Genomic DNA, 10,180 nt, shown 5'->3' with positions numbered 1-10,180 from the left:
GGAGTTTTCCCTGTGCAAGACAATAACGTCCTGGTCACCGACCATCGCTATGCGCAGACCGCGAGCTTCTGGCGCGAATGTCTTTCGTTGGTCACCGGCGTCTACCGCATCGCATCGCACGCCCCCGGCCCGCAGCCGGGCGGCCTGCTTTCCCGCACGGTGCCGCTCACGCCCGCGTCGCTCGACCTGCTGCGGCGCATCAGCGACGACGAGCTCGCCGAGTTCGCGGTCACGGCCGCGGGCATCGCGTTCCTGCTCTGGAAGACCTTCCGGGTCCCGGTCACGGTGCTCGGCACGCCGGGGCTTGCCGGGCATCCGCCGGCCCGTGCGGCCACCATTCCGCTGATCATCGACGTGCGTCCCGACGAGCGCGTCGACGACTACCTGTCGCGCGTGGCCGGAATCGTGGAAGACAGCTACGCCGAGCACCAATTCCCGCTGGAAACGCTCGTGCGCAACGAGAAGGACATGGATCTCGCGCAGCTCACGAAGGTCAGGCTGGTGGACGATCGGGTGCACCACGCGCTGTCCGGCCAGGACGACGACTTGCAGTTGCACCTGAGTCTCGCGCGCGGCGAAATCGAGATCCGCTACTCGGGCGCCATCGAACCTTTCCTCATCGACGGTTTCGCAAGCAGCCTCGGCGCGGTCCTGCAGGAATTCGAACATCTCGACAAGACGGTCGGCGACATCGAATCGATCCCGGCGGAAGAGCGGCGAATGCTGGCCGCCTTCAACGAAACCGCGGCGGCCGGGCCCAGCCACCCGACGGTCGTCGGCATGTTCGAAGCCCAGGTCGCCCGCACGCCCGATGCGCCGGCCCTGGTCACCGACAGCTCGCTGATGACCTACGCCGACCTGAACGCGCGAGCCAACGGCCTCGCGCATCAGCTGGTCAACCACTACGGCGTCGGGCCCGAATCGCTGGTCGGCATCATGCTCGACCGATCCGAAGCGATGATCGTCGCGATTCTCGGCGTATTGAAAGCGGGGGCGGCGTTCGTGCCGCTGGACACGGCGTACCCGGCCGAACGCATCAATCACATCCTCGGCGATACCGGCCTGTCGCTGCTGCTGACCCAATCCAGCCAGCTGGCGCAGTGGTACGAATACGCCGGCGTGACGCTGCTGCTCGATCAGGAACTCCCCGGCTGGACGCCGCTGCCGGACAATCCGCCTTGCCGCGCGGCGCCGGAGCACCTCGCCTACGTCATCTACACGTCGGGCTCGACCGGCAAGCCGAAAGGCTGCCTGCTCGAACACCGGAACCTGGCCCACTACATCTCGTGGGCCGTCGGGCATTACTTTCCGGAAGGCGAGACCGGCAGTTTCGGCCTGTACAGCTCGCTGTGCTTCGATTTCACGCTGACCAACGTGTTCTGCCCGCTGGTGCGCGGGAAATCGCTGCGCATCTATCCGCAATCGGAAAGCATCGACACCATCCTGGCCCGGATGTTCCAGCCCGGCAGCGGCGTCGACACGCTCAAGCTCACGCCCACCCACATTCACCTGCTCGAATACATGAACCTGGGGCGCTCCGGCGTGCGCAAGGTGATCGTCGGCGGCGAGGAGCTGACGCCCCAGCACATCGCGACGCTGCGGAAAATCGATCCCGCGATCGAAATCTACAACGAGTACGGCCCCACCGAGGCGACGGTCGGCTGCATCGTCAAGCTCGTCGAGGACGAGCCGTCCACGGTGCTGATCGGCCGGCCCATCGCCAACACCCGGGTCTACATCGTCGACGAAGCGCTGCGGCCGGTCCCCATCGGCGTGCCGGGGGAAATCTGCATCGCCGGCCACGGCCTCGCGCGCGGCTACCACAAGCGGCCCGACGTCACCGCCGCGAAATTCGTCGAGAACCCGTTGCCCGGCGAGCAGCGCATCTATCGCACCGGCGACATCGGCCGATGGCTGCCCGACGGACAGATCCAGTGCTACGGACGCGTCGACGACCAGGTCAAGATCCGTGGCTACCGCGTCGAGCTCGGCGAGATCGAGGCCGCGCTCACCGCGCACGAGGACGTCGTCGGCGCGGCCGTCATGCTGCGTGAAACCGCCCATGGGGTGCGCAAGCTGGCGGCCTACGTCAAGGGCTCCGCGAGCCTGAGCGTGCCGGACCTCCGGGCCTTTCTGGCCGGGAAGCTGCCCGACTACATGGTCCCGTCCGACATTTTCCCGATCGCCGAATTCCCGCTCAACGCCAACGGCAAGCTGGATCGCCCGGCGCTCCTCGCGATGGAGGCTGCCTCCACGCCCGACGATGCCGCCGATCTCGACGCCACGCCGATCCAGCGCGAGCTGGTGCGCATCTGGCGCGACGTGCTCGACAATCCGGCCGTCGATCTCGCCGGCCGCTTCTTCGACTACGGCGGGGATTCGCTGCAAGCGATGCAGCTGGTCTCGCGGATCTGGAGCAGCTTCTCCGTCGAGATCGGCATCGACGCGATCTTCGAACTCCAGACCATCAGTGCGGTTTCCGACCTGATCGAGGCGTCGTCGCCGCTGTCCGGCTCGATGGCCGGCACCATCACGCCCCGATCGCGCGCGAACGACCTTCCGTTGTCCTTTCCGCAGCAGCGCCTGTGGTTCCTCGCGCAACTGGAAGGCCCGTCGGCGGCCTACAACATCTCGAGCGCGCTGCGATTCGAGGGCGACCTGGACGTTCAGCGCCTGCGGGCCGCCATATCCGAAATCAGCCGGCGTCACGAGATCCTGCGCACCACGTTTCCCGCCATCGACGGCCGCGGCGTTCAGCGCATCGCCCCGCCCGCGCCGGTCGCGCTTGCCGTCGTCGACGTCGCCGGCGAATCCGACGCGCTCGCGCTGCTCGCCGACGAAACCGACCGCCCGTTCGATCTCGCCGTCGGGCCGCTCTACCGTGTCGTGCTGTATCGCGTGGATGCGCGCGTGCATGTGTTCGGCGTCGTGATGCATCACATCATTTCGGATGCCTGGTCATCTGGAACCCTCATCGGCGAACTGGCCGCGCTCTACGCGGGCCAGCACCTGCCGGAGCTGGCCGTGCAGTACGCGGATTACGCCGTCTGGCAGCACGAGCGCCTGGCGTCCGCCGACACGCATCGGGAGCTGGCGCTGCTCAGCGCGTCGCTGGCGGACGCGCCGGACCAGATCGAGCTTCCCACCGACCGCCCCCGGCCCGCCATCCAGCGTTTCGACGGCGCGGTCCTGCCGTTCCAGTTGAACGGCGAACTCGCCGACGGCGTGCGTGCGATCGCGCATGCGTCCGGCACGAGCACGTTCATGGTCGTGCTCGCCGCGTATGCGCTGCTCCTTTCGCGGTACAGCAACCAGCAGGACATCGTCATCGGCTCCCCGATCGCCAACCGGCGCTCCAGCATGACCGAGCCGCTGATCGGCTTCTTCGCCAACATGCTGGCGCTGCGCGTGGACCTGTCGGGCAATCCGGGCTTCGGCGAACTGCTGGCGCGCGTGAAGCGCGTCGCGCTGGACGGCTACAGCCGGCAGGAGATCCCGTTCGAGCAGGTGGTGGATGCCCTCAAGCTCGAACGCAATCTGAGCCGCACGCCGGTGTTCCAGGTCGTGTTCGCGTACGAGAAGGCGTCGTCCCAACCGGTGAACTTCCCCGGTCTCGTAGCCACGCCGGTGTCGGCGGAGACCCACACCGCCAAGTTCGACCTCACGCTCCATGTGCAGGATTCCGACCACGGCCTCGCGGGCTCGCTGGAATACAACCTGGACCTGTTCGACGCCGCCACGATCGAGCGCATGGCGGAGCACTTCCGCCATCTGCTCGAAGCCGTGATCGCCGATTCGAACCGGCCGCTCGGCGAGCTTTCGCTGTTGAGCGATGCGGAACGGAACACGCTGACCGTCGAGTGGAACCGGACCGACACGGATTTCGGCGCAGACGCCGAGCAACCGCTGCACCGGCTGTTCGAGCAGCAGGCCGAGCGCACCCCCGACGCCGTCGCCGCCGTTCATGACGACGCGTCGCTCACCTACGCCGAACTCAACCTGCGCGCCAACCGCCTCGCCCACCACCTCATCGCGCTCGGCGTCGCGCCCGACTCCCTCGTCGGCGTCGCCATGGAGCGCTCGCTCGACATGATCGTCGCGCTGCTCGCCATCCTCAAGGCCGGCGGCGCCTACGTCCCCGTCGATCCCGACTACCCCGCCGAGCGCGTGCGCTTCATGATCGACAACGCCCAGCTGCGCTGGCTCCTCACCCAGCAGCATCTGCTGCCCGCGCTGCCCGACACCGACGCCCGCCTGATCGTCGTCGATCGCGACGCGCACGAGTTCGCCGCCGCGCCCGCGGCCAACCCCACGCCCGCGCTGAGCGGCGACAACCTCGCCTACATGATCTACACCTCCGGCTCGACCGGCAGGCCCAAGGGCGCGCTCAATACCCATCGCGCCGTCACCAACCGCATCCTCTGGATGCAGCACGCGTACGCGCTCGGCGCCGACGATGCCGTGCTGCAGAAGACCCCGTTCAGCTTCGACGTCTCGGTCTGGGAATTCTTCTGGCCGCTCGTCACCGGCGCGCGCCTCGTGTTCGCCCGGCCCGGCGGCCAGCGCGAGACCGACTACCTCGTCGATCTCATTGCACGCGAAGGCATTACCACCGTCCATTTCGTGCCGTCCATGCTGCGCGCCTTCCTCGACCATCCGGACCTCGACGCGCACTGCGCGTCGCTGCGCCGCGTCGTGTGCAGCGGCGAGGCCCTGCCCTACGACCTGCAGCAGCGCTTCTTCGAGCGCCTGGACACCCGGCTGTACAACCTCTACGGCCCGACCGAGGCCGCCGTCGACGTGACCGCCTGGGAGTGCCGGCGCGACGACGCGCACCGCAACGTCCCGATCGGCCGGCCGATCGCCAATGCCCGCGTCTATATCGTCGACGCGCAGATGCAGCCCGTGCCGGTCGGCGTGGCGGGCGAGCTGCTGATCGGCGGCACGCCGGTCGGGCGCGGCTATCATGGCGAGCCCGAACTGAGCGCCGCGAAGTTCATCGCCGATCCGTTCTCCGCCGATCCGCACGCGCGCCTCTATCGCACCGGCGATCTCGCGCGCTACCGTGCCGACGGCAACATCGAATTCCTCGGCCGCATCGACCATCAGGTCAAGCTGCGCGGCCTGCGCATCGAACTCGGTGAAATCGAGACGACGCTGCGCGAGCATCCGTCGGTCGCCGACTGCGTCGTGATCGCGAAAACCGACGGCGACCGGACCTTCCTGATCGCCTATGTCGCGACCGCGTCAGCGGACGTCGCCGAACTTCGCGGCTATCTGAGCGGCCGGCTTCCGGGCTACATGGTGCCGTCGAGGTTCGTCGCGCTGCCGTCCCTGCCGCTGCTGCCCAACGGCAAGATCAACCGCAAGGCGCTGCCGGTGCCGGCGGACCCCGTCGACGAGGCCCGTCCGGATGCGCCTGCCGTCACGCCCCGCGAAATTCTGCTGGCATCGATCTGGAAAGACGTGCTGCAACTGCCGTCCATCGGCATCCACGACAATTTCTTCGAACTGGGCGGCGACTCCATTCTGAGCATCCAGGTGATCTCGCGCGCCAATCAGGCGGGACTTCGCTTGACGGCGAAACAGCTGTTCCAGTATCAGACGATCGCCCAGCTCGCCGCCGCGCCTGAAGAACGGGCAGCGCACGCACCGACCGTCAGCCCGCTCGGAGAGGCGCCGCTCACGCCGGTCCAGCACTGGTTCTTCGATCAGGATGTCGATGCACCTTCGCACTACAATCAAACGGTCCTGATCCAGGTGCCGGCGGACATCGACGAATCGAGGCTCGCCGACGCGATCCGGCAAGTCTATGAACATCACGATGCGTTGCGCTTGCGTTTCTCGCGCAGCGCGGGCCGCTGGACTCAGAAAGTCGTCGCCGTCGGCGATACGCCGGCGCTCTTCGCGAAGCAGGCGATAGCCGGCAACGCCGGCGAGCGCATCGCGGCCATGCGCGCCGCCGCCGCGGAAGCGGAACGCGGCATCGACATCACGCATGGCCCGTTGCTGGCGGCCCGTCTGTTCTGCTTCGACGACGAGCCGTTCGCGCGCCTGTTCGTGTCGGTTCATCACCTCGCGGTGGACGGCGTCTCATGGCGCGTGCTCCTTGAAGACCTGCATGCCGCATACCACGGCCGGCCGTTGTCCGCGAAGACGACTTCGTTCCGCGAATGGGCCCTTCATCTGCAGCAACTGGCCCGGTCGCCGGCCATCGGCGACGAAGCCCGGCACTGGCAAGCGCTGCTGTCGCAGCACGTCGAGCCGATGCCGGTCGATTACCCGGCCGCGGGCGCGGCCAACCACGTCGGCGACACGGCATCCGTTTCGTTCGAGCTGGACGAAGCCGACACCACGGCCTTGCTGCGCCGGCTGCCCCGGGCCTACGACACGCGCATCAACGACGTGCTGCTCGTCGCGCTCGCGCAGGCATGCGGGATGGTCACGGGCAACGCCCGCACCCGGATCGATCTCGAAAGCCACGGCCGCCACGTGTCGGATGCGCCGCTCGACCTCACCAGGACGGTGGGCTGGTTCACGTCGATTTACCCCGTCGTGCTCGACGTCGACGCCCTGCAAGCGCCGGAGGACGCGCTGCGCGCCGCGCGGCAGCAGTTGCGCGGCATTCCGGCCGACGGCCTCGGCTATTCGCTGCTCCGCTACCTGAGCCCCGACGACGCCGTGCGCGACAGTCTCGCCGCCCTGCCGAGCGCCGACATCCTCTTCAACTATCACGGGCAGCTCGATACCGTGCTGCAGCGCTCCGACGGCTGGAGCCCGGCTGCCGAAGACCTCGGTTCGCTGCGCTCCGAGCGGTCGCTGCGCACGCACCTGTTCGAGATCGTCGCCGCCGTTTCCAACGGCAGGCTTCACGTGGACTGGAGCTACAGCGAGCGCATCCACCAGCGGCAGACCGTCGAGAACCTGGCCGCGCACTTCAAGGACCGGCTGATCGACTTCGCGGCGTCGGTCCCCGACGCCGGCTGGGACAACGTCGAGGACAGCTATCCGCTCTCGTCCCTGCAGCAGGGCATTCTGTTCCACTCGCTGTACGACCTGGACCCTGCCGCCTATTTCCAGCAGTTCAGCTTCGTCGTCAACGGCCCGCTCCAGGTGCCGGCGCTCCGGCAAGCCTGGGCCAATGCGCTCGAGCGCCATGCCGTGTTGCGCACCGGGTTTGCGTGGACCGATCGCGATCATCCGGTCCAGACCGTCCTGCACACCGTCGACCTGCCGTGGACGTTCGTCGACTGGCGGTCCCGCGATGCGTCCCGCCGCGCGCAGGACTTCGATGCATTCCTCGCCGACGACCGGCGTCGCGGCTTCGATCTTCAAAAGGCGCCGCTGTTCCGCTGCACGCTGATCCAGGAGGCGGAGGACCGCCATCGCTTCTGCTGGAGCGCGCACCACATCATCCTCGACGGCTGGAGCACCGCGATCCTGATGAAGGAAGTGTTCGACGATTACCTGTCGATCGCCCGCACCGGCGTGCCCGCGCTCGCCTCGCCGGCGCCGGGATACCGCAAGTACATCGACTGGCTCGCGCGCCATCCCCGTTCGGAGGACGAAGCGTGGTGGCGCGCCGAGCTGGCGGGGTTCCATGCCGCCACGCCGATCGTGGCCGAGCCGGTCCGGCAAGGCGCCGGCGACGCCGCGCGGCAGGACAAGCGCAGGGAGCAGCGTTTCCTGCTGGATGAGGCGCTGACCGCGCGGCTGCAAGCGCTCATGCGCACCCATCGCCTCACCCTCAACGTGCTGATACGCGCGGTCTGGGCGTTGGTGCTGCGGCGCTACGCCAGAACGGACGACGTCGTGTTCGGCGTCACCGTGTCCGGTCGCCCGCCGCTGCTCGACGGCGTCGAATCGATCGTGGGGCTGTTCATCAATACGCTGCCGTTTCGCGTGCGCATCGCGCCGGAGCGCCCCTTCACCGAATGGCTGGCGGCGGTCCATACGGCCCAGACGGCCATGGAGCCGCATTCGTACAGTTCGCTGGTCGACATCCAGTCATGGAGCGAACTGCCCGCGCGCGACAGCCTGTTCGACAGCCTGCTGGTGTTCGAGAACTTCCCGGTTGCGGCCGCGCCCGATCTCGGGCCGGACGGCATCGACATCGTCGACACGCGCGCCTTCGCCGAATCGAATTACCCGCTGACCCTGACCGTGCACCCGGATACGCGCCTCGCCTTCCGCATCTCGCACGATGCGCACCGCTTCGCCCCCGACGTGGTGCGGCACATGCTGGGCGCCATCCGCGAGCTGCTCGAACGATTCGCCGAAGACCCGGCCCAGCTTACGGGCCAGCTCGCCGATGCGCCGGCTCCGGCCGATCGTGCCGGCGGCCAGCAGCACGCGACGGACGGCGCGGCCAGCCCTGCCGTCGAACCCGCCGCCGTTCCAGCCACGACGGCACGCGCCGTCGCGCCGACGGCGGACGAAAGCACGTTGCTGGAGATCTGGCAGCGGATCTTCAAACGAGACGACATCAAGCTCAGCGACAATTATTTCGACCTTGGCGGACACTCGATCATCGCCATCCAGTTGATGGCCAATGTCGAAAAGGCGTTCGATCGCCGGCTGCCGATATCCTGCCTCTTCGAGAATCCGACGATCGAAAAACTCGCGGCGGCGCTCGCCAGCAAAGAGTCGTCCGCCCCCGCCGGCGGACTCGTGCCGATCCGGGACGGCGGTCCCGCCGCGCCGCTCTTCCTCCTTCCGGGCGCCGGCGGCAACGTGGTCTACTTCCACCCGCTCGCGAACCACCTGGCCGAGACCCACGCGATTCACGGGCTGGAAGCGCTCGGCCTCGACGGCGCGTGCCTGCCGCTCACCCGCGTGGAAGACATCGCGGCCCGCCATATCGAACGCATCTGGCCGCTGGTGGGCGCGGGCCCCTACTACCTGGCGGGCCACTCGTTCGGTGCGAAGGTGGCGCTCGAAATGAGCCGGCAGCTCGTCGCCAAGGGCGCCGCGGTGAAACTGCTGGCGATCTTCGACGCATCCGCGCCGGTCGACAGCTCGGCCGAGACCTACTGGCAAGACTGGGACGACACCGAGTGGCTGGTCGCGATCGCCCACGAAATCGGCACCTTCCTCGGGACCGACCTTCAGGTAACGCGGGCAGACCTCGTCGATCTCGACCCCGACGGCCAGGCCGGCCTGATCCTCGAGCGCATCGGCGACCGCGGCAGCTGGTTCGCGGATGCCGGCTCCGACCGCCTGCGCGCGTATCTGCGCGTCTACCAGGCCAACTTCAAATCGCGCTACGCGCCGGAAGCCGCCCCGCTTCCCGTGCCGATCGCGTTGTTCCGCAGCACCGAGCGGGACCCCGGCGACTACGATCCGTCACCCGAGGTCGCGCAGCTCCGCCTGGACCCGACCTGGGGATGGTCCCGCTTCTCGGCGCTCCCCGTCGACGTGATGGACGTACCCGGCGACCACCTGACCATGCTGCTCGATCCGCACGCCGGCGTCCTCGCGACCCATGTCAATCAGTTTCTGGAGAAAAGCCGCTCATGAAAGCAACACCGACAATCGACAACACGTTCGCGCGCAAGGTCTGCATCAACCTGGACCGGCGTCCCGATCGCTGGGAAGCCATGCAAAGAAAATTCGCCGAGCAGAACATCCTCACGGTGGAGCGCCTGTCCGCCGTCGATGCGAAGCAGGTGGCCGTGCCGGAGCACTTGAGCCATATGCGCCCGCAGGACTACGGCTGCACCATGAGCCATCTCGCCGCCGTGAAGCAGGCCAAGGCCGCCGGCGCGAGCGAAGTCCTGATCTTCGAGGACGACGCGTTCTTCGACGCCGACTTCACCGCGCGCTTTCCTGAATTCATCGCGCAAGTGCCGGACGACTGGCACATGCTGTTCCTGGGCGCCTATCACTTCACCCAGCCGATTCCCGTCGCGCCCAACATCGTCAAGACGGTGGAGACGCTCACCGCGCACGCGTACGTCGTCAGGGACTCGCTTTACGACGCATTCATCGAGATCAACGAGAACCCGCCGGCGATCATCGACCGCAACAACCTCGTGCTGCAGCAGACGTTCAATTGCTACTGCTTCGAACCGAATCTGGTCGGACAGGAGTCCGGCTACTCCGACATCATGGAAGAAGTCATGCCGGAAAAGCCGCTGACCTATTCGTTCCCGATTCCGGACGGCTGGTAACGCCTGCG

At 67.5% G+C, this 10,180-nt stretch carries 2 protein-coding genes; both read left to right on the top strand.

All coding sequences use genetic code 11. The features are described from left to right. The first annotated feature begins 12 nt into the window (after positions 1-12). A complete protein-coding gene (locus WT26_RS00190; RefSeq protein WP_069269434.1) occupies positions 13-9,519 on the top strand; it encodes a non-ribosomal peptide synthetase in 9,507 nt (3,168 codons plus the stop codon). Beyond that, positions 9,516-10,172: a glycosyltransferase family 25 protein gene (locus WT26_RS00185; protein ID WP_042585410.1), complete on the top strand. Its 657-nt coding sequence runs from the start codon at positions 9,516-9,518 to the stop codon at positions 10,170-10,172. Before WT26_RS00190 ends, WT26_RS00185 begins: the two co-directional genes overlap by 4 nt. Positions 10,173-10,180: the final 8 nt, after the last annotated feature.

This window comes from Burkholderia cepacia (genome assembly GCF_001718835.1).
Lineage (GTDB): Bacteria > Pseudomonadota > Gammaproteobacteria > Burkholderiales > Burkholderiaceae > Burkholderia > Burkholderia cepacia_F.
This window is presented reverse-complemented; position numbering and strand designations above follow the sequence as displayed.

What these genes read in the sequence shown, in the direction of transcription:
- WT26_RS00185 (WP_042585410.1), top strand. Translation starts at nt 9,516, where the DNA reads ATGAAAGCAACACCGACAATCGACAACACGTTCGCGCGCAAGGTCTGC.